The 22,731-nt window shown below is 64.8% G+C and carries 27 protein-coding genes; 7 read left to right on the forward strand and 20 right to left on the reverse strand.

All coding sequences use genetic code 11. The annotated features are described in order from the left end of the window. Nucleotides 1-2 precede the first annotated feature (2 nt). The gene (locus QU596_RS09695) at nucleotides 3-575 is read left to right on the forward strand and encodes a TlpA family protein disulfide reductase (RefSeq protein ID WP_308515315.1); all 573 of its coding nucleotides are present in this window, start codon (nucleotides 3-5) and stop codon (nucleotides 573-575) included. Here the strand turns inward: QU596_RS09695 and QU596_RS09700 are convergent. From QU596_RS09700 to QU596_RS09760, 13 genes are all read right to left on the reverse strand, one after another. Further along, the gene (locus tag QU596_RS09700) at nucleotides 532-1,542 is read right to left on the reverse strand and encodes a DMT family transporter (RefSeq protein WP_308515316.1); all 1,011 of its coding nucleotides are present in this window, start codon (nucleotides 1,540-1,542) and stop codon (nucleotides 532-534) included. The genes QU596_RS09695 and QU596_RS09700 overlap by 44 nt on opposite strands. Before the next feature lie 75 nt (nucleotides 1,543-1,617). Continuing rightward, complete coding sequence (dapD, locus tag QU596_RS09705; RefSeq protein WP_308515317.1) at nucleotides 1,618-2,439, reverse strand: 2,3,4,5-tetrahydropyridine-2,6-dicarboxylate N-succinyltransferase; 822 nt, start codon at nucleotides 2,437-2,439, stop codon at nucleotides 1,618-1,620. Then, nucleotides 2,436-3,107 carry a pyrimidine 5'-nucleotidase gene (locus tag QU596_RS09710; RefSeq protein WP_308515318.1) on the reverse strand — a complete coding sequence of 224 codons (672 nt, stop codon included), beginning with the start codon at nucleotides 3,105-3,107 and terminating at the stop codon, nucleotides 2,436-2,438. Before QU596_RS09710 ends, dapD begins: the two co-directional genes overlap by 4 nt. 32 nt (nucleotides 3,108-3,139) lie before the next feature. Then, nucleotides 3,140-3,403, reverse strand: coding sequence for a hypothetical protein (locus tag QU596_RS09715; RefSeq protein WP_308515319.1), 264 nt, complete (start codon nucleotides 3,401-3,403; stop codon nucleotides 3,140-3,142). Nucleotides 3,404-3,442: 39 nt separating this feature from the next. Beyond that, on the reverse strand, nucleotides 3,443-3,802 hold the full coding sequence (locus QU596_RS09720; protein WP_308515320.1) for a HesB/IscA family protein: 360 nt from the start codon (nucleotides 3,800-3,802) through the stop codon (nucleotides 3,443-3,445). After that, nucleotides 3,799-4,263: an SUF system Fe-S cluster assembly protein gene (locus QU596_RS09725; protein WP_308515321.1), complete on the reverse strand. Its 465-nt coding sequence runs from the start codon at nucleotides 4,261-4,263 to the stop codon at nucleotides 3,799-3,801. Before QU596_RS09725 ends, QU596_RS09720 begins: the two co-directional genes overlap by 4 nt. Further along, the gene (locus QU596_RS09730; protein ID WP_308515322.1) at nucleotides 4,260-5,453 is read right to left on the reverse strand and encodes a cysteine desulfurase; all 1,194 of its coding nucleotides are present in this window, start codon (nucleotides 5,451-5,453) and stop codon (nucleotides 4,260-4,262) included. The genes QU596_RS09725 and QU596_RS09730 overlap by 4 nt, the downstream gene beginning before the upstream one ends. Continuing rightward, nucleotides 5,450-6,184 carry a SufD family Fe-S cluster assembly protein gene (locus QU596_RS09735; protein ID WP_308515323.1) on the reverse strand — a complete coding sequence of 245 codons (735 nt, stop codon included), beginning with the start codon at nucleotides 6,182-6,184 and terminating at the stop codon, nucleotides 5,450-5,452. Before QU596_RS09735 ends, QU596_RS09730 begins: the two co-directional genes overlap by 4 nt. After that, entirely contained in the window at nucleotides 6,181-6,477 is a 297-nt protein-coding gene (locus tag QU596_RS09740) for a hypothetical protein (RefSeq protein WP_308515324.1), read from the reverse strand. Before QU596_RS09740 ends, QU596_RS09735 begins: the two co-directional genes overlap by 4 nt. Next, nucleotides 6,474-7,217 carry a Fe-S cluster assembly ATPase SufC gene (sufC, locus tag QU596_RS09745; protein WP_308515325.1) on the reverse strand — a complete coding sequence of 248 codons (744 nt, stop codon included), beginning with the start codon at nucleotides 7,215-7,217 and terminating at the stop codon, nucleotides 6,474-6,476. Before sufC ends, QU596_RS09740 begins: the two co-directional genes overlap by 4 nt. Beyond that, nucleotides 7,217-7,615, reverse strand: coding sequence for a hypothetical protein (locus tag QU596_RS09750; RefSeq protein WP_308515326.1), 399 nt, complete (start codon nucleotides 7,613-7,615; stop codon nucleotides 7,217-7,219). Before QU596_RS09750 ends, sufC begins: the two co-directional genes overlap by 1 nt. Then, entirely contained in the window at nucleotides 7,612-9,081 is a 1,470-nt protein-coding gene (sufB, locus tag QU596_RS09755; protein WP_308515327.1) for a Fe-S cluster assembly protein SufB, read from the reverse strand. Before sufB ends, QU596_RS09750 begins: the two co-directional genes overlap by 4 nt. Continuing rightward, nucleotides 9,078-9,482, reverse strand: coding sequence for an RrF2 family transcriptional regulator (locus QU596_RS09760; RefSeq protein WP_308515328.1), 405 nt, complete (start codon nucleotides 9,480-9,482; stop codon nucleotides 9,078-9,080). Before QU596_RS09760 ends, sufB begins: the two co-directional genes overlap by 4 nt. Before the next feature lie 70 nt (nucleotides 9,483-9,552). Between QU596_RS09760 and QU596_RS09765 the strand changes: the two genes are divergently transcribed. The 3 genes from QU596_RS09765 to QU596_RS09775 are packed head-to-tail and all read left to right on the forward strand — an operon-like array spanning nucleotide 9,553 to nucleotide 14,074. After that, nucleotides 9,553-10,590, forward strand: a complete 1,038-nt coding sequence (locus QU596_RS09765) for a quinone-dependent dihydroorotate dehydrogenase (RefSeq protein ID WP_308515329.1) — start codon at nucleotides 9,553-9,555, stop codon at nucleotides 10,588-10,590. Nucleotides 10,591-10,601: 11 nt separating this feature from the next. Further along, on the forward strand, nucleotides 10,602-12,320 hold the full coding sequence (ggt, locus tag QU596_RS09770) for a gamma-glutamyltransferase (RefSeq protein ID WP_308515330.1): 1,719 nt from the start codon (nucleotides 10,602-10,604) through the stop codon (nucleotides 12,318-12,320). Between the two features lie 8 nt (nucleotides 12,321-12,328). Continuing rightward, a complete protein-coding gene (locus QU596_RS09775) occupies nucleotides 12,329-14,074 on the forward strand; it encodes an AMP-dependent synthetase/ligase (RefSeq protein WP_308515331.1) in 1,746 nt (581 codons plus the stop codon). Here the strand turns inward: QU596_RS09775 and QU596_RS09780 are convergent. Genes QU596_RS09780 through QU596_RS09800 form a run of 5 tightly spaced genes read right to left on the reverse strand, consistent with a single transcriptional unit; the run spans nucleotide 14,071 to nucleotide 17,061 of the window. After that, nucleotides 14,071-14,484: a hypothetical protein gene (locus tag QU596_RS09780; protein ID WP_308515332.1), complete on the reverse strand. Its 414-nt coding sequence runs from the start codon at nucleotides 14,482-14,484 to the stop codon at nucleotides 14,071-14,073. The two genes, QU596_RS09775 and QU596_RS09780, sit on opposite strands and share 4 nt — an antisense overlap. Nucleotides 14,485-14,541: 57 nt before the next feature. Then, nucleotides 14,542-15,264, reverse strand: coding sequence for a hydroxyacylglutathione hydrolase (gloB, locus tag QU596_RS09785; RefSeq protein WP_308515333.1), 723 nt, complete (start codon nucleotides 15,262-15,264; stop codon nucleotides 14,542-14,544). Beyond that, on the reverse strand, nucleotides 15,264-15,680 hold the full coding sequence (locus QU596_RS09790; protein ID WP_308515334.1) for a VOC family protein: 417 nt from the start codon (nucleotides 15,678-15,680) through the stop codon (nucleotides 15,264-15,266). Before QU596_RS09790 ends, gloB begins: the two co-directional genes overlap by 1 nt. Before the next feature lie 5 nt (nucleotides 15,681-15,685). Continuing rightward, nucleotides 15,686-16,366 carry a tetratricopeptide repeat protein gene (locus QU596_RS09795; RefSeq protein WP_308515335.1) on the reverse strand — a complete coding sequence of 227 codons (681 nt, stop codon included), beginning with the start codon at nucleotides 16,364-16,366 and terminating at the stop codon, nucleotides 15,686-15,688. Beyond that, nucleotides 16,363-17,061 carry an alpha/beta fold hydrolase gene (locus QU596_RS09800; protein WP_308515336.1) on the reverse strand — a complete coding sequence of 233 codons (699 nt, stop codon included), beginning with the start codon at nucleotides 17,059-17,061 and terminating at the stop codon, nucleotides 16,363-16,365. Before QU596_RS09800 ends, QU596_RS09795 begins: the two co-directional genes overlap by 4 nt. Between QU596_RS09800 and QU596_RS09805 the strand changes: the two genes are divergently transcribed. Together QU596_RS09805 and QU596_RS09810 are read left to right on the forward strand one after the other, a co-directional pair. Beyond that, nucleotides 17,060-18,049, forward strand: coding sequence for an aldo/keto reductase family protein (locus QU596_RS09805; RefSeq protein ID WP_308515337.1), 990 nt, complete (start codon nucleotides 17,060-17,062; stop codon nucleotides 18,047-18,049). The two genes, QU596_RS09800 and QU596_RS09805, sit on opposite strands and share 2 nt — an antisense overlap. 184 nt (nucleotides 18,050-18,233) lie before the next feature. Further along, the gene (locus QU596_RS09810) at nucleotides 18,234-19,556 is read left to right on the forward strand and encodes a DUF389 domain-containing protein (protein ID WP_308515338.1); all 1,323 of its coding nucleotides are present in this window, start codon (nucleotides 18,234-18,236) and stop codon (nucleotides 19,554-19,556) included. Here the strand turns inward: QU596_RS09810 and QU596_RS09815 are convergent. Continuing rightward, nucleotides 19,553-20,401 (reverse strand): hypothetical protein, encoded by an 849-nt coding sequence (locus tag QU596_RS09815; RefSeq protein ID WP_308515339.1) that lies wholly within the window; start codon nucleotides 20,399-20,401, stop codon nucleotides 19,553-19,555. The genes QU596_RS09810 and QU596_RS09815 overlap by 4 nt on opposite strands. After that, nucleotides 20,401-20,616 (reverse strand): helix-turn-helix transcriptional regulator, encoded by a 216-nt coding sequence (locus QU596_RS09820; RefSeq protein WP_308515340.1) that lies wholly within the window; start codon nucleotides 20,614-20,616, stop codon nucleotides 20,401-20,403. Before QU596_RS09820 ends, QU596_RS09815 begins: the two co-directional genes overlap by 1 nt. A 97-nt stretch (nucleotides 20,617-20,713) precedes the next feature. On the opposite strand from QU596_RS09820, the gene thrS reads away from it, so the two are divergent. Next, on the forward strand, nucleotides 20,714-22,723 hold the full coding sequence (thrS, locus tag QU596_RS09825; protein ID WP_308515341.1) for a threonine--tRNA ligase: 2,010 nt from the start codon (nucleotides 20,714-20,716) through the stop codon (nucleotides 22,721-22,723). Nucleotides 22,724-22,731 lie beyond the last annotated feature (8 nt).

The following is a 22,731-nucleotide window of genomic DNA, read 5'->3' on the forward strand; positions in this document are numbered from 1 at the left end:
AGATGCGCATACTTCCAATCGCCGCCGCTGCCCTCCTGATCACCGCATGCCAGCAAAAAGCGGAAGCGCCGACTGCCGCGAACGAAACTGCCAATGCCGCCGACGACACGGGCGGGGTCAAAGGCGTCCACCGCGACAATGCCGGAAAGCTGCCGCCCGACGCGCCGTTCACGGATGGCGCGGGGAAGACGGTGCGGATTGCCGACTTCAAGGGCAAGCCCGTGCTGGTGAACCTATGGGCCAGCTGGTGCGCGCCGTGCGTCAAGGAACTGCCGACGCTCGACAAGCTGGCGTCCAGCGGGAAGATCGAGGTGCTCGCAGTCAGCCAGGACACGGGTCCGCAGGCGTCGGTCGTGGCGTTCCTCAAGGAGCACAAGATCGCGACGCTCAAGCCCTATCATGATGAGAAAATGGGGCTGTCGGGCGCGCTCGGGCCGGATGTCGTTCTGCCGACGTCGATCCTGTTCGATGGCAACGGAAAGGAAGTCTGGCGCTACGTCGGCGACCTCGACTGGACGAGCGCCGAGGCCGCTAAGCTTCTCGCGGAAGCGGGCGCGGCGCCGTCAGCCGGCTAATTAGTCGTCCGTCGATCGCGGCGAGGCCTAGCGCAATCAGGCCGAGGCCGAGGAAGTCCTGCGGCGCCAGCGTTTCGCCGAGGAACAGGGCTCCGAGCAGGATCGCGACCGGCGGCACGAGCAGGGTGACCAGCAGCGCATTGGTCGCGCCCGAGGTTTCGATAAGCCGGAAATAGAGCACGTAGCCGAAGGCCGTGCACAACAAAGCGAGCGCGGTAATCGCGGCCCAGGCGCTGAGCGGCGGTAACGGCTGCGTCCAAGGCTGATCGAAGAACATCGATATCGGCAGCATGATGACCGCCGCGGCAGTCATCTGACCGGTCGTCACGCTGAGGGGCGAGATGCCCTGACGGCGGAAGCGGCGTGCCCAGACTGCGGCTAGCGCATAGCTCAGCGAGGCGGCGACGCAGGCGACCTGTGCAAGGCCGCTGGTGCCGAGGTTGGACAGCAGGGCCGGCCCGATCATCGTCGCAACGCCACCGAAGCCGAGCAGGACACCCGCGATCTTGCGCGGCGTCATGCGCTCGTCGCTGGTCAGGAAATGGGCCACGACGACACCCCAGATCGGCGTCGTTGCGTTGAGGATCGACGCCAAACCGCTGGCGATATGCGTCTGGCCCCAGCCGAACAGGGTGAAGGGCAGCGCATTGTTGAGCAGCGCGAGAAGGAAAATCGAGCCCCAGGCGCTTGCCGGCAGGCCGAGGCGCTGGCCCTTGAAGCGCAGGAACAGCCACATCGCCGCGGCCGCGATCGTCACGCGGAGCCAGACATAGGTCAGCGGATGCACGTGCTTCACGGCGACGCCGATGAAGAAGAAGGCGCCGCCCCAGATCACTGCCAGCACGGCGAGAATCAGCCAGTCGGTGCGATTCATCTGCGTGCGGATCATGTGCCGGTCTTGCGGCACGATGGGCGCGGTGGCTTCCGCCTGCTTGCGGTCAAACGCGTGAGGATCGATGGGCTTCATGGCCCGTCCAAACTACGGTGCGTAGCCATAAGGCCGCCAACAAATGCGCGGCGGCGGGCAATAAGCTGAGCTTATCTAGTCGCGGAGCAGTTCGTTGATGCTGGTCTTGGATCGCGTCCGCTCGTCCACGCGCTTGACGATGACCGCGCAGGCGAGGCTCGGTCCGCCGTCCTTGCCCGGCAGTGACCCCGGGACGACCACCGAATATTCGGGCACGCGGCCGTAATGGACCTCGCCCGAAGCGCGGTCGACGATCTTGGTCGAGGCGCCGAGGAACACGCCCATCGAAAGTACTGCGCCGCGCTCGACGATCACGCCTTCGGCGACCTCCGAGCGTGCACCGATGAAGCAATCGTCCTCGATGATCACCGGCCCGGCCTGCAGCGGCTCGAGCACGCCGCCGATCCCGGCGCCGCCGGAGATGTGGACGTTGCGGCCGATCTGGGCGCAGCTGCCCACCGTCGCCCAGGTGTCGACCATCGTCCCCTCGCCGACGCGGGCGCCGATGTTGACGAAGCTCGGCATCAGTACTGCACCCGGCGCGATGAAGGCGCCGCGGCGGACTATCGCACCGGGCACGGCGCGGAAAGCGGCCGTCTGAAAATCGCTTTCACCCCATCCCGCGAACTTCGAGGGCACTTTGTCCCACCAGTTTGCGCCGCCGGGCCCGCCGGAAATTGCTTCCATCGGGTTAAGCCGGAATGAGAGCAGCACGGCCTTCTTCAGCCATTGCTGGACGACCCACTGACCGCCACTCTTCTCCGCAATCCGCGCGTCGCCGCTGTCAAGCGCGGCAATAGCGGCATCGACGGCCGTACGAACGGTACCCTTGGTATCGCTACCTAGTGATTCGCGATCTTCCCAAGCTTGATCGATGACTGCCTGCAGATCGCTCATTCGCTCGTCTCCAAAATGCTGTGCAGCCATTCGCCCACATCGGTCACCCGAACGTCGACGATGGCATCTTCGTAGCCGTGGCTACCGCGCTCCGACCCATTGTCCACCCAAACGGTGGTCATGCCGAGCTGCTTCGCGGGCGCGAGGTTGCGCACCATGTCTTCCGCCATCAGCGCCCTAGTCGGCTCGATCCCGAATTGCTCAAGGAGCTTGCGATAGCCGTGGAGCTCCGGCTTGGGCGCCAGATCGGCGGCGAAGATGTCGTGCAGATGGTCGACCTCCGCCGCCACGCCCAGCCGGTCCAGCACCTTCCACGCGTAGTCGGCGCTGCCGTTGGTGTGGATGAACTTCCGTCCCGGCAAGCGCGCCATGGCGGCGATCAGGCGGTCGTCGCGAGCGACGCGGTCTAGCGGGATGTCATGAACATCGACCATGAAGTGGTGCGGGTCGACGTCGTGATGTTTCATGAGCCCCGCGAGCGTGGTGCCCGATCCGTGGAAGTGCATCTTCTGGACCCGGCGCGCCTCGACCGGATCGACGCCTAGCAGCCGCTCGATGTAGGCCGTCATTCGCTGATCGATCAGCTCGAACAGCCGGCAGTCGTGCGGGTACAGGCAGTTATCGAGATCGAAGATCCAGTCGCGGATGTGGGCGAAACGCGGGTCCATCGCGGCGCCCTAGCGGCGCACGAGGCGGAGGCCTAGCGCCCGCGCGAATTCCGATAGTCGGTCATGGTCAGCGGGGCGGGGCAGCCCGAGATCCGGCGATCGACGGCCATGAAGATCTGGCCCGGCGGTAGCTTGTTCAGCGGCACCGCGTGCGGCGTCGAGCCCATCTTGCGAGCGAGCGACATCGGCGTTTCGGGGCAATTCTTCGCTTCAGGCGACGGGTTGATAACGGGCGTGTCCCGCACTGGTTGGGCAGCGCCGGACGCGGCGAACAGGGCGGTTACCAGCAGGAGCATGATGTTTCTCCTCGTCCATGCCGCCTTACCAATTTTTGCCTAGACGGTGAAGCTCTCGCCGCAGCCGCAGGCGCCCTTCGCGTTCGGGTTTTCGAACACGAAGCCCGCAGCGAAATCGTCCTCGCGCCAGTCCATGGTCGAACCGATCAGGTAGAGGACGCTAGCGCCGTCGACGTAGAAAGTGCCGCCAGGCGTTTCGATCTTCTCATCAAACTTCTGCTCCTCGGTCACATAATCGACCGAGTAAGCGAGGCCCGAGCAGCCGCGGCGGGGCGTCGACAGCTTGACGCCGATCGCGCCGTCGGGTGCGCGGCTCATCAGTTCGGCGATCCGTGCTTCCGCCGACGGCGTCAGCGTGATCGCGGCCGGGCGCGCGCGGACTTTGGTTTCCTGGTTCATAGCATTCCCAATTCGAGCCGCGCCTCGTCGCTCATCTTCGACGGGTCCCACGGCGGATCCCAGACGAGATTGACCACCGCATCGCGGATGCCGGGTACCGCCATGGCGCGCAGCTCCACTTCCTGCGGCAGCGATTCGGCCACCGGGCAGTGCGGCGTGGTCAGCGTCATGGTAATGGTCGCGTCGCCGTCCTCGCTGACCTCCACATTGTAGATGAGGCCGAGCTCGTAGATGTCGACCGGGATTTCCGGGTCATAGATCGACTTCAGCACCTCGACGACCGCAGCCTGCAGGTCGCCGCCAGGCCCTCCAGCAGTCTCGTCCTTCTCGCCCGAAAGGAACCCGGCGAGATAGTCGCGCTTGCGCTCGAAGGTCTCGGTGACCGTCTCGGGCACGCGGCCGCGCGGCGGCGGGGTCACCGCGTCGACTTGCTCGGTCTCAATCTTGCGTTCTTCGTTCACCGCGAAAAAATCCGTTTCACCTGTTCGATCCCGCGCACCAGCGCCGCGACGTCGCTGCTGTCGCTATGCGCCGCGAAGCTTGCCCGCGCGGTCGCCTCGACGCCCAGCCAGCGCATCAGCGGCTGCGCGCAGTGGTGGCCGGCGCGAACCGCGACGCCCGCATCATCCAATATGGTGGCGGTGTCGTGCGGATGCACCCCGTCCACGTTGAAGCTGACAATGCCGGCGCTGTCCTCCGGCCCGTAGACGGTGACGCCGCCGATCTTCGCCAGCGCAGCGCGCGTCTCCGCGACCAGCGCGGCTTCGTGCGCGTGGATTGCGTCGAGCGACAGGTGCGACACCCAATCGATCGCCGCGTGCAGCCCGACTGCGCCAACGATGTGTGGCGTGCCCGCTTCGAATCGCGCCGGCGCGTCAAGAAAGGTCGTTTCCTCGAAAGTCACGCGGTCGACCATAGCGCCGCCGCCCTGCCAGGGCGGAAGGACGTCGAGCAGCTCGGCGCGCCCCCACAGGCAACCGATGCCGGTCGGCCCGTAAAGTTTATGTCCGGAGAAGGCGTAGAAATTGGCATCGATCGCCGCGACGTCGATCCCGATGCGCGGCGCAGCCTGGCAGCCGTCAAGCAGCAGCAACGCGCCCTTGGCATGCGCGATCTCCGCCGCGCGCCCCGCGTCGAGGATAGACCCCAGCACATTCGACACGTGCGCGAAGGCGACGACGCGATGGCGCTCAGTCAGCATCGCCTCGGCAGCGTCCAGATCGATGCGGCCGTCGGCGGTCAGCGGAACGGCATCGACCTGGTAACCGGCCAGCTGCCACGGGACGATGTTGCTGTGATGCTCCAGCTGCGAGACGAGCACGCGGTTGCGACCGTCCTTGGGCAAGGTGCGCGCCACGAAGTTGATCGCTTCGGTCGCTCCCCGCATGAAGGTGATCTCGTTCGGCTGCCCGCCGATTAGCGCGGCGGCGGCAGCGCGCGCCGCCTCATAACGGCCGGTCATTTCCGACGAGCGCTGATACACGCCGCGGTGCACCGTCGCGTAATCGCGCGCATAGGCTTCGGTGATCGCGTCGATCACCGCTTGCGGCTTCTGCGCGGTCGCCGCGCTGTCGAGATAATGCCAGTTCTCGATCGCCGGGAACTGGTCGCGCACGTTGAGCGCGCTGTTGATGCGGCTGGGCGCGTTCACACGACTCTCCGCAATGCCGCGCGCGCAGCCTCGCAGATTGCGTCGCTGTCGTCGGCGCTGTCCCACAAGCCCATGACGAAACCTTCGAGCAGCAAGGCGCGCGCGCTCGCCGGGTCCATCCCGCGGCTTTCGGCGTAGAACAATTGCATCGGGTCGAGCTCGCCGACGGTCGCGCCGTGCGCGCACTTCACGTCGTCGGCGTAAATCTCCAGCTCGGGCTTGCAATTGGCCGTCGCGCCGCGGTCGAGCAGCATGGCTTTGACCGACTGCTCACCGTCGGTCTGTTGCGCGTTGCGCGCGACTGCGACCTTGCCAAGATACGAGCCGACCGCGTTCCCATTGAGCACGCTGCGGATGACCTGGCGCGACGTCGCCGCCGGTTCCTGGTGGCGAACGGTGGTGACGATTTCCAGCGTCGCCGTGCCGGTGCCAATGTTCGCCGCGTTGAGGTTGAACGCCGCGCCTTCGTGCAACGTCACATCCAGTTCGACGCGTCCATATTCCTGCGCGGTGTTGAGCGCGAACAGCGAATATTCCGCGCCAGCCCTAATCGTAATTTGCGCGCGCCGGACCTCGATGTTTTCGCCATTTGGAAGCCAGATTTGCTGCAGCTTTTGCTGCGCAGCAATTTGCAGCGTTTCTGGCGGCGAAAGATCGCGCCAGACGGACGCGAGCGCGTCGATATCGGCGTAGCGAAATGCTTCGTCGCGGCGGGTTGGCAGCGCAGTCATGCGCGCCTCTTCATCAGCCGGCGCAGCTTCTTGTCGCGCTGCTTTTGGCGATCTGGCGCCATCAATCCGTACAGCGCATCGAGCGCCAAACCGGCGGCGATGGCGACCGCCACGATGCTCGCAATTTTACCGGTGTCGGTGAATTGCTCGAACACGAAATCCACAAGCGCGATCGCGCCGACCATCATCACCAGCAGCGCCGTGTCCGCGACCGCGCGACCGGGATTCCCGCGCACGGCATAGATCGCGAACATGAAAGCAATGCAGCCGAGGATGATGACGAACGTCGTCACGCCGCAGCCTCCGCATAGCCTTCGCGCTCGAGCTCAAGCGCCAGCTCGGGGCCACCGCTGCGCTCGATGCGACCGGCGCGCAGCACGTGCACGCGGTCGGGCCGGACGTAGTCGAGCAGCCGCTGATAGTGTGTGATCAGCAGCACGCCCTTGTCGGGCGCGCGCATGATCTGGTTGATGCCCGCGCCGACCGCCTTCAGCGCGTCGATATCGAGGCCGCTGTCGGTCTCGTCGAGCAGCGCGAACCTGGGCTGCATGATGCCCATCTGCACCATCTCGGCACGCTTCTTCTCGCCGCCCGAAAAGCCGACATTGACCGGCCGCTTGAGCATCTCCGTGTCCATGCCCAGCAGCGCCGCCTGTGCGCGCGCAAGCTTGATGAACTCGCCGCCCGAAAGCTCCGGCTCACCGCGCGAACGGCGCTGCGAATTGAGGCTCTCGCGCAGGAACTGAAGATAGCTGACGCCCGGGATTTCGACCGGATATTGGAAGCCGAGAAAGAGCCCCGCCGCCGCGCGCTCATAGGGTTCGAGAGCAAGCAAGTCCTGTCCGTCGAACGTCGCGGTGCCGCCGGTCACCTCGTAGCCGGGACGTCCGGACAGCACGTAGGCAAGCGTCGACTTGCCGGAGCCGTTCGGCCCCATGATCGCGTGCACTTCGCCCGCGGGCACTTCGAGCGATACGCCTTTGAGGATCGGCTTGTCGGCGACGCTCGCCTGAAGATTGGAAATGTTCAGCACTATTTGTCGGACCTTCCGGCCGGGCAATTGGAAAGGAAATAGCGGCGCATCGTGTCGGTCGCGTCCTGCCGGATCGCCTCCAGCATGCGCTGATCGTTGAGCGCCTTCTGGCGGTCATCGAGCGCGGCCTGTTGCAGATCGAGCTGGCGTTCGGCCTGCTTCTGCTCCGCGGTTTTGGCGGACGCTGATTCGCGCAGTGCGCGGCGTTGATCGTTAAGCGCCAACCGCGCATTCACGATGGCCTCCTGCTCCTTGTAGGTCGCAAGCAAAGCCGAACTGCGCCGCGCGGCTTCGGACGCAAACGCCGGATTGGCGGTGACGCGGTCGCAGCGGGTGACCGCCTGATCGAGCGCATCCAGGTCGGCCGAAACTGCAGCGAGGACAAGGAGGGGCATCATCCCACGCTCCCTTCGAGACTGATGCCGAGCAGCTTCTGCGCCTCCACCGCGAATTCCATCGGCAGCTGCTTCAGCACCTCGCGGGCGAAGCCATTGACGATCAGCGCCACCGCCGCTTCCTGGTCGAGACCGCGGCTCATCGCGTAGAAGAGTTGGTCCTCGCTGATCTTCGACGTCGTCGCTTCATGCTCGATCGTCGCGGTCGGGTTCTTGACCTCGATATAGGGCACGGTGTGTGCGCCGCAGTCGCTGCCGAGCAGCAAGGAATCGCACTGGGTGAAGTTGCGCACGTTTTCGGCGCGCGGGAGCACGCGGACGAGGCCGCGATAGGTGTTGTTCGAACGGCCCGCGCTGATGCCCTTCGAGACAATCGTCGACCGCGTGTCGGCGCCGATGTGGATCATCTTGGTGCCGGTGTCCGCCTGCTGACGGTTGTTGGTCAGCGCCACCGAATAGAATTCGCCGACGCTGCCATCGCCCTTCAGGATGCAGCTCGGATATTTCCAGGTGATCGCGCTGCCGGTTTCGACCTGCGTCCAGGACACTTTCGAGCGGTCGCCGCTGCAAAGCGCGCGCTTGGTGACGAAATTGAAGATGCCGCCCTTGCCCTCGGCGTCACCGGGATACCAGTTCTGGACCGTGGAGTATTTCACCTCCGCGTCCTCATGCGCAAAAATTTCGACCACCGCGGCGTGAAGCTGGTTCTCGTCGCGCATCGGCGCGGTGCAGCCTTCGAGATAGCTGACGTAGCTGCCCTTGTCGGCGACGATCAGGGTGCGCTCGAACTGGCCCGTATTCTCGGCATTGATGCGGAAATAGGTCGACAGCTCCATCGGGCAGCGGACGCCCTCGGGAATGTAGACGAAGGTTCCGTCGGAAAAGACCGCGCTGTTGAGGCAGGCGAAGTAATTGTCGCGCTGCGGAACGACGCTGCCGAGGTATTTGCGGATCAGTTCGGGATGCTCGCGGATCGCCTCGGAAATCGAGAGGAAGATGACGCCCGCCTTGAACAATTCCTCGCGGAAGGTGGTGGCAACGCTGACGCTATCGAACACCGCGTCGACCGCGACCTTGCGCGCGCCTTCGACGCCGGCGAGCACCTTCTGCTCCTCGATCGGAATACCGAGCTTCTCGTAAGTCCGGCGGATCTCCGGATCGAGCTCGTCGAGCGAGGCGAGCTTCGGCTTTGCCTTGGGCGCCGCGTAATAATAAGCGTCCTGATAATCGATCGCCGGGATGTCGAGCTTGGCCCAGTCGACCTCCTCCATCTCCAGCCACGCGCGGTAGGCCTTGAGCCGCCAGTCGAGCATCCATTCGGGCTCGTTCTTCTTGGCGGAAATGAAGCGGACGGTATCTTCGTTCAGGCCCTTGGGCGCGAATTCCTGCTCGAGGTCGGACGCGAAGCCCCACTCATAATCCTGAGCGATCTTTTCCTTGAGCTCGCGGTTCTTCACGGCCTCGTTCATCGCGCGAGCTCCGTAAGAGACACCGCATCGAGGGCGCCGCGGACGGCGTTCGAAACCACGCCCATGTGCGGCTTGACCCTGCACTGCGCGTCGAGCGCACAGCCGGACACGTCCTCGTGGCCACTGCACTGGGTCATCGCGATCGGACCTTCGACCGCTTCGACGATATCGGCGAGGCTGATCTCCGTAGCGGGACGTGCGAGCGTGAAGCCACCACCGGCGCCGCGGACGCTGCTCAGCAGGCCGTGGCCTCCAAGCTGCCCCATCAGCTTTTGCGCGGTCGGCAAGGGCACGCCGGTCTCGCCAGACAGCTCGGTCGCGCTGAGGCGCGCGCCCACGGGACGGCGGGCGGCGGCGGTCATCAGCACGACCGCGTAATCGGCGAGGTGGGAGAGTCGCATGGTGAATTCGGAGCTTTCCAGTCCGATTTAGTGGGTTGCGCCGTGAAACTCAACCGCGCAGACGAGCGGCGTGGCTCTTTATCCGCTCCTCAGCCCGCTGATCTTCCGCCTCGATGCGGAGCGGGCGCATCGTGCGACGATCTCGCTGCTCAAGCGGCGCGGCGGCAAGGGCGAGCCGCCAGCCACGCCGGAGCTGGAAACGAGCGTGTCTGGCCTCACCTTTTCCAATCCGGTCGGACTGGCGGCGGGATTCGACAAGGACGCCGAGGTCTTCGGCCCGATGCTCGGACTCGGCTTCGGATCGGTCGAGGTCGGCACGCTAACGCCGCGGCCGCAGCCGGGAAACCCGAAGCCGCGGCTGTTTCGGCTGGTCGAGGACCAAGCGGTGATCAATCGAATGGGCTTCAACAGCGGCGGGCAGGACGCGGCACTTGCGCTGCTCCGCAAGCGATATCGGACTCGCGGCATCGTCGGCGTGAATGTCGGCGCCAACAAGGATAGCGCGGATCGCATTGCCGACTACGCTCAGGGCGTCCGCGCAATGTCTCCCGTCGCGGACTATCTGACGGTGAACATCAGCTCGCCGAACACGCCGGGGTTGCGGCAGCTGCAGGACGAGGGTGCGCTGCGCGAGTTGCTGGCGGCAGTCCGCGAAGGCCGCCAACCGGGCGGCCCGCCGCTGTTTCTGAAAGTTGCGCCGGACCTTGAGGAAGGCGACCCGATCCGCATTGTTCGCGCGGCGCTCGATCACGGCGTCGATGCGCTGATCGTCGCCAATACTACGGTGTCGCGTCCGAAGAGTTTGCGCTCGCGTTTTGCGGCCGAAAGCGGGGGGCTGTCCGGGGCGCCGCTGGCGGCGCTCGCGCACCGACAGTTGGAGGCTTTCTACAGCGTGGCGGGCAAGGAACTGCCGCTGATTTCGGCGGGCGGGATCAGCGATGCCAACGATGTCTGGTGGCGTATCCGCTCGGGCGCGAGTCTGGTGCAGCTCTACAGCGCGATGGTTTATCGCGGGCCGGGAATTGCGCGCCGCATCACGAAAGACTTGCAGCGCATCCTCGCGAGCAGCCCGTTTGCCAACATTGCCGAGGCGGTCGGGACAGGGTAGCGCTCCTGCCCATGCGTACACTGCCGATTGCCGCCGGACTGCTCGCCCTCACCATCGCCAACGTTCTTCCGGCCCAGCCGGCGGTAATTACTCCCGGGCCGGTGACGGCGCCGAAGGGCATGGTCAGCGCTGCCGACCCGCGCGCGGCATGGGCTGGTGCGCAGATCTTGCAGCAGGGCGGCTCGGCACTGGATGCTGCATTCGCGACGTTGATCGCGCTGACCGTCGTCGAGCCGCAGAGCTCGGGCATCGGCGGCGGCGGCTACATGGTCTATTCGCCACGCGGCGGACCGGCAGTGACATTCGACGGCCGCGAGACAGCGCCGCACGCGGCGACCAACACCTGGTTCTTCAAGAATGGGCAGCCGATGCCGACGCGGGAAGCGATTCCGGGCGGCAAGAGCGTCGGCGTGCCTGGCAATCTGCGCATGATGGCGCTGGCGCACAGCCGCTTCGGCAAGCTGCCGTGGGCCGCATTGTTCCAGCCGGCAATCAAGCTTGCCCGCGACGGCTTCGTCATGACGCCGCGCATGAATCGCGCGCTCGCCTCCTCCATCGAAACCGGTGCGATGTCGGCCGAAGCGCGTGCGCTTTACTACGCCGCTGACGGGACGCCGAAACCTGCGGGAACACTCATCCAGAACCCCGCACTTGCGAAGTTTCTGGGCGAGGTTGCGGCACGCGGCGCTGACAGCTTCTACGTCGGCCCCAACGCGCAAGCCATTGTCGCCACGGTCAACGGCTCGCCGCGCAATCCTTCGCAAATGACGACGGGTGATATCGCCACCTACGATGCGAAAACCCGTGCTCCAGTCTGCGGCATGTACAGGGGCTATAAGATCTGCGGGATGGGCCCGTCGTCGTCCGGCGGCACGACCGTTTTCACCATCCTCAAGCAGCTCGAGCGCTTCGATATGACCGCGCTCGGTCCCAACTCTCCGACCGCATGGCACCTCATCGCGGAGTCGATGCGCCTCGCTTACGCCGACCGCGATCAGTTCATCGGTGACCCCGGCTTCGTGTCCGTGCCGGTCGCGGGGTTGATCGAAGCCAAATACCTCGCTCGCCGATCTGCGCTGATTTCACCGGATCGCACGATGACGAGCGTCACCGCAGGCTCGCCGCTGGGCGCGCCGAAGTTCGTCTGCAAAGCGGTGCAGCCCGTTGAGCGCGGCACGTCGCACTTCGTTGCCGTCGACAGTCAGGGCAACGTCGCATCGGATACTTCGACCATCGAAAGTCCGTTCGGGTCGGGGCTCATGGTCAACGGCTACTACCTCAACAACGAACTGACCGACTTCAATATCGAGCCGATGAAGGACGGCTGCCTCACCGCCAACCGTGTCGAAGGCGGCAAGCGCCCCCGCAGCTCGATGAGCCCGACAATCGTTTGGGGGCCGGATGGCAAAATCCGGCTCGCTGTGGGCGCAGCCGGCGGCGCGACGATCCCGGCGCAGGTCGCGAAAGCGATCATCGGCGTGCTCGACTGGCACCTGACCGCGCAGCAGGCGATTGCGCTGCCGACCATTTTCGCGCCTGGTGGCGACACCGTGTACGTCGAAAAGGGCACGTTCCTCGAAACGATGGTGCCGCAGCTGCAGGCGCTGGGTCACACGAAGATCGATTACCGCCAGCCGATTTCCTTCAAGGCGAACGCGATCGAATGGGCTAACGGCCGCTGGGCCGGCGCGGCCGATCCGCGCAGCGAGGGTGTCGCGGTTTCGCAATAAGGGGGCGCATGGCTCGACAACTCGAACGGTTCGACAATCTTGTCTCGCTCTTTCTGACGCGGGCGGCTGAGAAAGGCGATGCGCCTTTTCTGTGGGCGAAGCGCGACAAGATCTGGTCGTCGACCAGCTGGGGCGAGGCCGCGCGGCAAGTCGCGGCGCTGGCCGAACATCTGAAGAGCATCGGTTTGCAGCCGGGCGACCGCGTGGCCCTCGTAAGCGAAAACCGGCCCGAATGGCTGATCGCCGACCTCGGCATCATGGCCGCCAGTTGCGTGACGGTGCCGACCTACACCACCAACACCACGCGCGACCATGCGCATATCCTGGGAAACAGCGGCGCGCGCGCGGTTATCGTTTCGAATCAGAAGCTTGCCAAGAACCTGATCCCCGCGGTGCTGACGTCGAGCGAATGCCACCACGTGATCGGCATCGAGGACATCCGATCAGGCCAGGTGCCCGACTGGGTGAACATCCACCAGTGGAGCGAGCTGACCGCCGGCAGCGCCGACGTGGAAGGACTGCGCGAGCGGGAGAAAGCGGTCGGGCGCGATGACCTCGCGTGTATCATCTACACCAGCGGCACCGGCGGCGCGCCGCGCGGCGTGCGCATCCATCACGGCTCGATCCTGCACAATCTGGAGGGATGCACCGACATCATCTCCACAGACTTCGGCTGGGATGATGAGGTGTTCCTGTCCTTCCTGCCGGCTAGCCACGCTTACGAGCACACCGGCGGGCAGATGTTCCCGATCGCGCTGGGTGCGCAGATCTATTACGCCGAGAGCCTCGAAAAGCTCGCTGCCAATATCGAGGAAGTGCAGCCGACGATCATGGTCGTGGTTCCGCGGCTGTTCGAGATGCTACGCGCGCGCATCCTGAAGTCGATCCAGTCGCAGGGCGGACTGTCCAACTATCTGCTTCATCGCGCGCTAAAGATCGGCGCGGACAAGGCGAATGGCGGGTTGAAACCATGGGACTGGCCGATGGACGGCATCCTGTCGCTCACCCTCCGCCGCAAGATTCGCGAGCGCATGGGTAAGCGCACCAAGGCCTGGGTGTCGGGCGGCGCGCCGCTCAATCCCGAGGTTGGAATCTTCTTTCAGTCGCTCGGGATCACGTTTCTGCAGGGCTATGGGCAGACGGAAGCAGGGCCGCTGATCAGCTGCAACCGGCCCAGAGCCGGCATCAAGCTCGATACGGTCGGCCCGCCCGCAATGAACACTGAAGTGCGCATTGCCGAGGACGGCGAGATCATGGTGCGCGGCGAGAACGTCATGCACGGTTACTGGCGCAACGAGGAAGAGACCGCGCGCGTCCTGAAGGACGGGTGGCTCGCGACCGGGGACGTCGGCCACCTAGACGCCAAGGGCCGCATCGTCATCACCGACCGCAAGAAGGACCTGATCGTCAACGACAAGGGCGACAACGTTTCGCCGCAGCGGATCGAAGGGATGCTGACGCTACAGCCCGAAATCGCGCAGGCGATGGTCTACGGCGACCGCCGTCCCCATTTGGTCGCTTTGCTCGTTCCGGAGCCGGACTTCGCCGGCAAGCCCGATCTCCAGGCGCGGCTGCAGAAAGCGGTCGACCGCGTCAACGCCGATCTGTCGGTGATTGAGCGCATCCGCCGCTTCATCATCGCCGACGAAGGCTTCACGATCGAGAACGAACAATTGACGCCGTCGCTGAAGATCCGGCGCCATATCATCGGCAATGTGTACGGCGAGCGGCTGGACGCGCTCTACAAGCGTTAGCTGCCCGGCCGGGTGTAGGGGATGAAGTCGCCCCACACGCAGCTGCCGACCATCATTCCGCTAGTAAGATCGACGACCTGCGCGATGTCTCCGCGGCACGGATCGGAACTGCCGACCTGGCGAGTCACCAGTGTATAGTGCCCGCTCGCCAGTCCGTTGCATGACCCCTGCGGGTGATTGACGTACGTCCGGCTCGCGCCGTCACGGAACAGGATCGTATTGTCGTCGATCGGCCGCATGTCCGTCGCGCGATAGCGCGGCAGGCACGACATCGGCTTGCCGGGAACCTTGCCGAGCAGAAGTTGCTCGTATTCATGCTGTTTGGCTGCCGTACGCGTCGGGCCTGGGCCGAACCCCGCGGAGCAGGACGCCAACAGGCTGCTGGCGACAAGAGCAGAGATCACACGCATTCTCGACCTCCTCTGAACCGCCCTCATGCGGTTCGACATCCGTTACAGCGCCGGCCCCTATGAACGGAAGCTGTCTTTGTCCTTCCGCAACGCAGCGAACGCTTGCACGTCCTTGGCCCGAACGAAGGGATTGGTTGCACGTTCCTGTGCAACCGTCGTCGGGACCGTCATTTCCGCATTTGCGCGCAGGGCCTGGACCTCGGCGAGGCGAGCCGCAATCTTGGCGTTTCCGGGTTCCGCATAAGCCGCGAAGAGTGCGTTCGACAACGTATATTCATGCGCGCAATATAGCCTCGTCCCGTCGGGTAATGCGGAAAGCCGCCGCAGCGATTCGAACATCTGCGCCGGCGTTCCCTCGAACAACCGACCGCAACCCATCGCGAACAATGTGTCACCTACGAAGGCGATGCCGTCGGCATCGAAAATGATCGCTATGTGACCGAGCGTGTGGCCTGGAACGGCGACCACGCGGCCGACGTGGCCTCCGAGACGGACCTCGTCACCCTCCGACAGTTCGATATCTCGACCCGGGATATTTTCCGTCGCGGGCCCGGCGATGCGGGCATCCGTCGCTTCTTTAACAGCCAGGTTGCCGCCCGTGTGATCGGGGTGCCAGTGTGTGTTCCACACCTGGCCGATCGACCATCCGCGGCGATCCGCTTCGGCCAGAACCGGGGTCGCGTCGCCAGGATCGACGACTGCGGTCTCGCCGCTTTCATCGTCGTGGACGAGCCAGAGATAGTTGTCGCTAAAGGCCGGGACGGGGACGACCTTTAGCATCACCAGCTGCCGGTGTTCGGCATCGAAGCCCACGGCTCCGCTGCGGGCAGCGCGCCGCCCTTCTGAAGCAGTTCGATCGAGATGTTGTCCGGCGTGCGAACAAAGGCCATGTGACCATCGCGCGGCGGCCGGTTGATCGTCACCCCGGCGTCGGCGAGTCGCTGGCAAGTGTCGTAAATGTCGTCGACCTGGTAGGCGAGATGGCCGAAGTTGCGGCCGCCGCCATAGTCTTCGCGGTCCCAATTGTGGGTCAACTCGACTTCACCGCCATCGTCCCCCGGGGCGCCCAGGAAAATCAAGGTGAAACGACCACCCTCATTGTCCATTCGCCGGCGCTCTTCGAGGCCAAGCAAGTTGAAAAAACGGATGGTGGCTTCGGGGTCGGTGACCCGCAACATAGTATGGAGAAAGCGCATGCATCCTATTTAGGCGAAGGCGACTCGATTTTCACCGTCGGAGTCACACCCAGCATTTCGATCGCCTTCGCCGCAGCTTTGCCCGCCGGGCCATTGGGATCCCCGGCCGCGGCCTGCGCCCAATAGCGGCGCGCACCTTCGTCGTCGCCGGTGAAGTCGGCGACATGCCCCGCTTCGAACAGGATTGTCGGATCGGAGGGAGCCAGCGCAAGCGCGCGGCCAACGGCCAGTTTCGCGGTCGTGGCATCGCCTTCGCGGATCGCGAGGCCCGCTGAAAAATACCACAAGAACGGGTCGCCTGAGATGGTTGCCGCTGCCTCGCTAGTCCGGGCGCGCGCAGTCTTTAGATCGTTTTGCGCTTCGGCCGCGCGGGCGCGGTCGAGCAGCGCTTCCCCACGCTGTTCGGCTTCTAGGCCCGGAAGCGCCAGCGCCTTGTCGAGATCGAAGGCCGCCTTCCCCGGCTGGCCGGCGGCGATCCAGAGGTTGCCTGCCGCAGCGTACAAACGCGCAGTCTTCGGATCCTTGTCGATGGACGCCTTCGCCGCTTCTTCAAACCCTTGGGCGGCCCCCGCATCGTCGCCCGCCTTTTGCGCGGCGAGCGCCCGGCAAACGAGCGCTTCGGGCGTCACGACGTCGGGACAGGGCGTGGCCGCGGCAGCGGCAACAGCGGCGAGGAAGAGGATCAAGAATTGGACTCCAGCAGTTCGGCCACGGTACGCAGGATCGCGTCGATCTCGTGCGGTTCCGACAGGCGGTGACCGCCGCCTTTGATGATCGTCAACTGGACGTCTGCTGAACGAAGGGCGGCAAGCGTTCGCATGGCAATCTCGACCGGGACATCCCGGTCATGCTCGCCGTGGATCAGCCGCACCGGGCATTCAACGTTGATAGCATCCTTAAGCAGGCGCAACCGCTGGCCGGATTCCCAGAATCCCGGCGCGATACCGGCCGCCTCTGCGGCAACAGCGTCGGTGAAACCCCAATCTGTGAAGTCGGGCGCCGCGGCAATGCCGACCAGCGCCTTGATTCGGTTGGGCCGGTCAAGCGTCGCATGTAACGCCAGCCACCCGCCCATGGACGAGCCGATAATTATGAGCGGACCGCTGGTTAGCGCGTCGATAGCGGCCAACACCTCCGCCAGCCATCGGTCGAGCGTGCCGTCCTCGAACCGTCCGGCGCTTGAGCCGGTCCCCGAATAGTCCAGACGCAGCATGGCCAGACCGCGTCGGTCGGCGAAAGCGTCCAAGGCCAGCGCCTTGGCCCCCTCCATGTCGGACGCATAGCCGGGAAGAAACAGAAGCGTTGGCGACGCGCCCTTGCGCAACCGATAAGCGATCGATCGGTTGGCGACTTGGATATAGGCAGGCTCGTCAGCGTCCATGAGTCGGCTCGTAGCGGAGGTGCAAGTCTCGATGAAATACCGGAAACTCGGCAGCAGCGATCTCGAAGTCTCGGAAATTTCGCTGGGGTCGTGGCTGACCTACGGCGTCGGGGTCGAAGCCGACAAGGCGCGGGCATGCCTGGAAGAGGCGTTCGAGCAGGGCATCAACTTCATCGACACGGCTAATGTCTACGGCCGCGGCGCTGCGGAGACCTTTCTCGGCAACGCGCTGCAGGGTCGGGCGCGCGACAGCTATGTGCTTGCGACCAAGGTCTATTTTCCGATGAGCGACACGGATCGCGGCCTGTCTCGCGCGCAGATCGAAAAGCAGCTGGACGCGTCACTGCAGCGACTGCGGACTGACTATGTCGATCTCTATCAATGTCATCGGTACGACAGCGAGACGCCGCTTGAGGAGACGATGGAAGCGCTCACCCGCGCGGTGGACAGCGGCAAGGTGCGGTACATCGGCTTTTCAGAATGGCCCGCTGACAGGATCCAGGCCTCGCTCGAGATGGCGGGCGTCGCCAAGTTCGTCTCCTCACAGCCGCAATATTCGCTTCTCTGGCGTGACCCTGAGGATGAGGTAATTCCCGTCTGCGCGGCAAACGGCATTTCGCAGATCGTCTGGTCCCCCCTCGCGCAGGGCGTCCTCAGCGGAAAATATGACCCTGACCAGCCGCCACCCGAAGGAAGCCGCGCGACTAGCGATGAAATGGGCGGCTTCATCAGCTGGTTGATGAAGCCGGAAATCCTCCGCGCCGTGCAGCGGCTAAAGCCGATCGCCGAGGAAGCGGGATTAAGCCTACCGCAGTTCGCGCTGGCCTGGATCCTTCGTGAGCCCAACGTGGCCTCGGCGATCATCGGCGCCTCTCGCCCCAGTCAAGTGCGAGAAAACGCAGGGGCGTCGGGCGTGGTCATCGACACGCAATTATTCATGCGCGCCGAGCAGATTGTCGAAGAAGCACGGGCCGGTGCCGGCGTCTAAAGCAGCAGTCGTGGGCGAACCGCCGAAGCTCGCCGAGCCCCCGTCGCAGCGCTCGCCCTACCGGCTCCCGGCGCAACGGGCGTTTCCTCGGTGGTGACGGCGTGAGGTCGACGCCACGGTCGACTACGTCGCGGTGGTAGAAACGGTCCGGGCGGATGCCGGATGGTCGGCGCACGTCGCCGTCATGACCCTGCTGTCTGCCGGCATCGCCGTTCTCGGCTTGCTTCTGTCCTCCCCGGCGGTGGTGATCGGCGCTATGCTTATTTCCCCGCTCATGGGGCCAATCATCGGGGTCGGCTTCGCCCTGGCGACGTTCGATACGGACGAGATCCGGCGCGCCCTGTGGGCGATCTTCCTTGGCTCGCTGCTGGCGGTTGCCATCTCCGCGGCCATCGTGCTGCTCTCCCCAATCCAAAGCGTAACGGCGGAAATTGCCGCCCGGACGCGGCCTAATCTGTTCGACCTGATGATCGCCTTGCTGTCCGGACTCGCGGGCACCTATGCCGTCATTCGCGGCCGTCACGGTGCGATTGTCGGCGTCGCGATCGCCACCGCGTTGATGCCGCCGCTGGCGGTGATGGGCTTTGGGCTCGCGACCGGCAATTGGCGGGTGCTGAGCGGTTCATCACTGCTATTCTTCACCAACTTGATGACCATCGCAGCCGCCGCAGCGGCGCTGGCGCGCCTTTATGGGTTCGCCACGAATCTTTCGCCGAGTCAGACGCGGCTGCAAGCAGTGATGCTCGTTGGAAGCCTGGTCCTGCTCTCTATCCCTCTCGGATTGTCTCTCCAGCGTATCGCTTGGGAAGCGCTTGCCACTCGCGAGGCGCGCGAAGCGGTGGCTAAGCCCTTCGGCGGTTCGGCGCGCGTCAGCGATCTTCAGGTCAAATTCGGCACAGCGCCCCTTAAGATCGAAGCCACTGTCCTCACGCCAACCTACATCCATGCCGCCGAACAGACGGTAAGTGCGGAGCTTCAACGCACATTGGGCGAGCGGGTGGATCTCATCATCGACCAGGTGCGCACATCTGACGGAGACGCTTCATCGGTGGAAATTGCGCAGGCGAACCATGCCGCGGAACAACGCGAAGCCAGCCGGCTGATGCGGGAAATGGCAATGCTCGCGGGCGTGGAGCCGGATCGGGTGCTGATCGACCAGACCCACAAGATGGTCGAAGTGCGTGCCGCGCCGCTGCCGGGGGCGAACCTTGAAACTTATCGAGAACTGGAACGGCGAATGGCTGCCGCGGAATCGGGCTGGCAGGTGCATCTCGTTCCCCCGTTCGCGTCTCTTCCAAACATCAACGATGGCCCCGATCGGGAGCAAAATGTCCAGACTGCCGCCTGGGCAGCATCGCGGCTGGGCTTGCCCGTGAGGCTGGGAGGATCAGGCGAAGACATCGACAAGATCGAGAAGCAGCTTCGCGACGCCAAGGTTGCTGTAGTTCGGGCAAGCGGGCGGAGCCCGGAACTCGCCTGGGCCGGGGAGACGATCGGCAGGCCTTAGTCCGCGCTTCCGAAGTCCCTTCGCTGCAGGCGCAACACCCAGCGCGCAACTTCTTGATCGAATTTGGCCAAGTCGAAATGCTGCGGATCGTCGTGGGCCAGCGGGATGCCGCGGTCGATGTTGGCGTGGAAGCCAGGCACCATCCATTGGCCTAATCGGGCGCTCGCCAGAACGTATAGCAGGCCGAGCGTGCGGTATTGCCGGTCGGTGAAACCGGGGTGGGGCCCGATTCGATCGTTCTTAGGCGGGCCGTCGGGGTCGGCGCGGCGCGGCTGCAGGTTTTCGATGTGCAGGAACCGCCCGCGCGCGGCCTCGCCGACCGCGCGTTCCAATTTGGTCGCCCGCCAGCCTACCTCGAAGTCATGGCCGACGGACACCCGTCCAAGGCGGTCGTTGAAGATGTGCGCAACGGCGTCCTTGCCGAGGAACTGATTGATGTCGTTGTACTTCACCGAACGGTCGAAGTTAGGCGCGAACGGCTCCGTGCCGATATACGGCGAGCTGGTGTCGTGAATGACGAAATAGGCGGCGCGGCGATGATCGGAGGTTTCCGACACCGGGCTCGCGGCGGGGAGCGGGATGCGTGCCGCTCGGAGCGCTGCGGCGAGTCTCACGAAATCGATCTGCGGCCGTTCACCGACAAGCCGCTCGAGAGTCGGTGGCAGCGCAGCTTCCGGCAGCGCTGCGCCGCCGGGTTCAACGTGGCGCAGCAGGCAGCGGGCCTGCTCCTTCGGCGTGCCCGCGAAGGTCAGAGTCACATGGTCGAAGCGGCAGTCGACCGGCGGTGCCGGTTTGGCGGGCGGTGCGAACAGCTGGGCGGCTGCAAGGAGGAGCGGGGCGAGCATCAGATGGCCTTCGAGCTGCGGCGGGACGGGGACACGAAAATCTCCTCGATGGGCAGGGAAAAGAGTTCGGAAATGCGGAAGGCGAGCGGCAGGGAGGGGTCGTACTTGCCGGTCTCGATCGAATTGATGCTCTGGCGCGAGACCTCGAGCCGGTCGGCCAGCTTCTGCTGACTCCAACCGCGTTCGGCGCGCAGCGGGCGGAGGCGATTTTCCATCTGTAAAGCTTACTTTACGTCTGCGTCGCGCTTGTCAAATGGCGCCGCTCTCACCGCGGTTGAGACAGGCCAGCCGCCTCGCTACATGGCCTGCACCATGACCAAGATGTTCAAGATCGCCCTTCCCGATGGCTCCGTCAGGGAAATGCCTGAAGGGTCGACGCCGGCGGACGTCGCGGCGGCGATCGGGCCGGGGCTCGCCAAGGCGGCGCTGGCGGCCAAGATCGACGGCGAGGTGCGCGACATCATGCGACCGTTCGAGGGCGACGCGAACCTCGCGCTGATCACTTCGCGCGACGAGAAAGACGCGCTGGAGCTGGTTCGGCACGACTTCGCACACGTGCTGGCCGAAGCGGTGCAGAACATCTTCCCGGGAACGCAGATCACCTTCGGTCCCGCGACTGACGACGGCTTCTACTACGACTTCGCGCCCGCTCCCGGCCGTGGCCCTTTCACCGAGGAAGATCTGCCGGTGATCGAAGAAGAGATGCGGCGCGTCATTGCGGCCGACAAGCCGCTGGTCCGCGAAGTGTGGGACCGCGAGCGAGTGCGGCAGTTCTTCATTGAGCACGGCGAGGCATTTAAGGCCGAGTGGGTGATGGAGCTACCCGAGGGCGAGCCGATCACGATGTATAAAACGGGTCATGGTCCGGCCGACTGGATCGACCTGTGCCGCGGCCCGCATTTGGCCTCGACCGGCAAGCTCGATCCGAACGCCTTCAAGCTGACCCGCGTGTCGGGCGCCTACTGGCGCGGCGATCCCAAGAACCCGATGCTGAGCCGGATCTACGGGACGGCCTGGCTGAACAAGAAACAGCTCGACGCCTATCTCGTCCGACTGGAGGAAGCGGCCAAGCGCGACCACCGCAAGATCGGGCAGGAGATGGACCTGTTCCACCTCCAGGCCGAAGCGCACGGCAGCGTGTTCTGGCACCCGCACGGGTTCACCATTTACCGAGCGCTGGAAGCGTACATGCGCCGCCGCATCGACGAGGCGGGCTATCGCGAGATCAAGACCCCGCAGCTGATGGACGCGCGGCAGTGGGAGAAGAGCGGCCACTGGGGCAAGTATCGCGAGAACATGTTCGTCGTGCCGGACGAGATTCCGAGCACCGACGAAGATGCGCCGATCCTGTCCGGCGATGCGGACCTGATGGCGCTGAAGCCGATGAACTGCCCGGGGCACATCCTCGTCTTCAAGCAGGGTATCACGAGCTACAAGGAACTGCCGATCCGCTTCTACGAGAACGGCAGCTGCCACCGGAACGAGCCGCACGGCGCGCTCCACGGGCTGATGCGCGTCCGCCAGTTCACGCAGGACGACGCCCACATCTTCTGCCGGGAGGATCAGGTCGTCAGCGAGGCGCAGGCGTTCTGCGAGCTCGCCGCGCGCGTCTACAAGGACTTCGACTTCACCTATGAAATCAAGCTCGCGCTGCGCCCGGACAACCGGTTCGGCAGCGACGAGGATTGGGACAAGGCCGAAGAGGAGCTGCGCCAGGCCGTGAAGGCTGCCGGCATGGCGACCGAGGAATTTGGCTGGGAAGAACTGCCCGGCGAGGGGGCCTTCTACGCGCCCAAGCTCGAATGGCACCTTAAGGACGCGATCGGCCGGACCTGGCAGGTCGGCACGCTGCAGTCGGACCGGGTGCTGCCCGAGCGGCTCGACGCGACCTACGTCGGTGAGGATGGCCAGAAGCATCGCCCGATGATGTTCCACCGCGCGATCTTTGGGTCCTACGAGCGGTTCATCGGCATCCTGATCGAACATTATGCGGGTAAGTTCCCGCTTTGGCTGGCGCCGGTGCAGGCGGTGGTCGCGACGATTGTCTCGGATGCCGACGGCTACGCGGAACAGGTCGCTTCGAAGTTGCGGGGGGCAGGGATTCGCGTCGAGACCGACCTCCGCAACGAGAAGATCAACTACAAGGTGCGCGAGCACAGCCTGGCCAAGGTCCCGCTCCTCCTGGTCGTCGGCAAGCGCGAGGCCGAGGAAGGCACGGTCGCGCTCCGGCGGCTGGGCAGCGACGAGCATCAGAAGATCATGAGCCTCGATGACGCGGTTGCGATGATGCGCGCCGAGGCCGTTCCGCCCGACTTGGCCTGACGCGCCTT

Source organism: Sphingomonas flavescens (genome assembly GCF_030866745.1).
Lineage (GTDB): Bacteria > Pseudomonadota > Alphaproteobacteria > Sphingomonadales > Sphingomonadaceae > Sphingomicrobium > Sphingomicrobium flavescens.

Bases quoted from the DNA above. Each gene is read 5' to 3' on its own strand.
- QU596_RS09695 (WP_308515315.1), top strand. From the start codon at position 3: ATGCGCATACTTCCAATCGCCGCCGCTGCCCTCCTGATCACCGCATGC.
- QU596_RS09700 (WP_308515316.1), bottom strand. From the start codon at position 1,542: ATGAAGCCCATCGATCCTCACGCGTTTGACCGCAAGCAGGCGGAAGCC.
- dapD (WP_308515317.1), bottom strand. From the start codon at position 2,439: ATGAGCGATCTGCAGGCAGTCATCGATCAAGCTTGGGAAGATCGCGAA.
- QU596_RS09710 (WP_308515318.1), bottom strand. From the start codon at position 3,107: ATGGACCCGCGTTTCGCCCACATCCGCGACTGGATCTTCGATCTCGAT.
- QU596_RS09715 (WP_308515319.1), bottom strand. From the start codon at position 3,403: ATGCTCCTGCTGGTAACCGCCCTGTTCGCCGCGTCCGGCGCTGCCCAA.
- QU596_RS09720 (WP_308515320.1), bottom strand. From the start codon at position 3,802: ATGAACCAGGAAACCAAAGTCCGCGCGCGCCCGGCCGCGATCACGCTG.
- QU596_RS09735 (WP_308515323.1), bottom strand. From the start codon at position 6,184: ATGACTGCGCTGCCAACCCGCCGCGACGAAGCATTTCGCTACGCCGAT.
- QU596_RS09750 (WP_308515326.1), bottom strand. From the start codon at position 7,615: ATGATGCCCCTCCTTGTCCTCGCTGCAGTTTCGGCCGACCTGGATGCG.
- sufB (WP_308515327.1), bottom strand. From the start codon at position 9,081: ATGAACGAGGCCGTGAAGAACCGCGAGCTCAAGGAAAAGATCGCTCAG.
- QU596_RS09760 (WP_308515328.1), bottom strand. From the start codon at position 9,482: ATGCGACTCTCCCACCTCGCCGATTACGCGGTCGTGCTGATGACCGCC.
- ggt (WP_308515330.1), top strand. From the start codon at position 10,602: ATGCGTACACTGCCGATTGCCGCCGGACTGCTCGCCCTCACCATCGCC.
- QU596_RS09775 (WP_308515331.1), top strand. From the start codon at position 12,329: ATGGCTCGACAACTCGAACGGTTCGACAATCTTGTCTCGCTCTTTCTG.
- QU596_RS09780 (WP_308515332.1), bottom strand. From the start codon at position 14,484: ATGCGTGTGATCTCTGCTCTTGTCGCCAGCAGCCTGTTGGCGTCCTGC.
- gloB (WP_308515333.1), bottom strand. From the start codon at position 15,264: ATGCTAAAGGTCGTCCCCGTCCCGGCCTTTAGCGACAACTATCTCTGG.
- QU596_RS09790 (WP_308515334.1), bottom strand. From the start codon at position 15,680: ATGCGCTTTCTCCATACTATGTTGCGGGTCACCGACCCCGAAGCCACC.
- QU596_RS09805 (WP_308515337.1), top strand. From the start codon at position 17,060: ATGAGTCGGCTCGTAGCGGAGGTGCAAGTCTCGATGAAATACCGGAAA.
- QU596_RS09800 (WP_308515336.1), bottom strand. From the start codon at position 17,061: ATGGACGCTGACGAGCCTGCCTATATCCAAGTCGCCAACCGATCGATC.
- QU596_RS09810 (WP_308515338.1), top strand. From the start codon at position 18,234: ATGACCCTGCTGTCTGCCGGCATCGCCGTTCTCGGCTTGCTTCTGTCC.
- QU596_RS09815 (WP_308515339.1), bottom strand. From the start codon at position 20,401: ATGCTCGCCCCGCTCCTCCTTGCAGCCGCCCAGCTGTTCGCACCGCCC.
- QU596_RS09820 (WP_308515340.1), bottom strand. From the start codon at position 20,616: ATGGAAAATCGCCTCCGCCCGCTGCGCGCCGAACGCGGTTGGAGTCAG.
- thrS (WP_308515341.1), top strand. From the start codon at position 20,714: ATGACCAAGATGTTCAAGATCGCCCTTCCCGATGGCTCCGTCAGGGAA.